Genomic DNA, 1,054 nt, shown 5'->3' with positions numbered 1-1,054 from the left:
GTATTCTGCTTCACCCGGCACATTCATCTCTCTCCAACGTGCGCCTGTTGAAAGGATGACTGTTTTAGATTCAAGCTTCGCACCATTTTCTAAAGTGACTTCAACCAAACCATTCGCGGTCTCATCTGCACCTTTGATGTGAGAAACACGTTGTAAGTTCATGATGTCCACACCGTACTCACGTACATGTGCTTCCATTTCAGCAGCAAACTTTGGCCCTTGGGTCTTTTGAATCGAGGTATAGTTTTCAATGTCCATGGTATCCATGACTTGACCACCCATACGTTCAGCCACGATTCCGGTTTTAATACCTTTACGCGCTGCATAGATAGCAGAGGTATTTCCCGCAGGACCACCACCAATCACGAGAACATCAAAAGCATCTTTGGCATTGAGTTTTTCAGCTTCTTTGGCAGCGGAATTGGTATCCAGTTTGGCAATAATTTCTTCCAAGGTCATACGGCCTTGACCAATATGGTTGTTGTCTTGGAACACCATCGGTACAGCCATGATTTTGCGTTCTTCAACTTCGTCTTGGAAGAATGCACCATCAATCATGGTTGCTGTCGTGCCCGGATTGTAAATGGCAATCAGGTTTAATGCTTGCACCACGTCTGGACAGTTATGACAGCTTAAAGAGACAAATACATCAAAGTTAGACTGGATGCCCAAAGTTTTGATTGAAGCCAAAACTTCATCTGATACTTTGGGTGCATAACCTGAGGTTTGTAACAATGCCAAAATCAAAGAGGTAAACTCATGCCCCATTGGTAAACCGGCAAAGAAGACACGTGGTTGTTCGCCCGCTTTTGCTACACCAAAGCTCGGTGCACGCGAGTTTTGACCATCAAAACGTGCAGTCACCAGCGGAGACAGTGCTGCAACCTCTTCAACCAATTCTTTGATTTTGTCTGATTTCTCAGAACCGTTCAAAGTTGCAACCAATTCAATCGGACCTTCAAGGCGTTCAAGAAGCGTTTTTAATTGAGCTGAAGTATTTTGATCTAACATGGTTAAGCTCTCCAAAGCAGTCTGTAAAATTATTTGATAAAAG

At 43.7% G+C, this 1,054-nt stretch carries 1 protein-coding gene; it reads right to left on the bottom strand.

Features of this window, described 5'->3' with window-relative positions:
- Window positions 1-1,011 (bottom strand): FAD-dependent oxidoreductase (locus tag ACE01U_RS17075; protein WP_395580016.1); only part of this gene is annotated, 1,011 nt, incomplete at its 3' end.
- Between the last annotated feature and the right edge of the window lie 43 nt (window positions 1,012-1,054).

Source organism: Acinetobacter halobius, from assembly GCF_044130335.1.
Classification (GTDB): Bacteria; Pseudomonadota; Gammaproteobacteria; order Pseudomonadales; family Moraxellaceae; genus Acinetobacter.
This window is presented reverse-complemented; position numbering and strand designations above follow the sequence as displayed.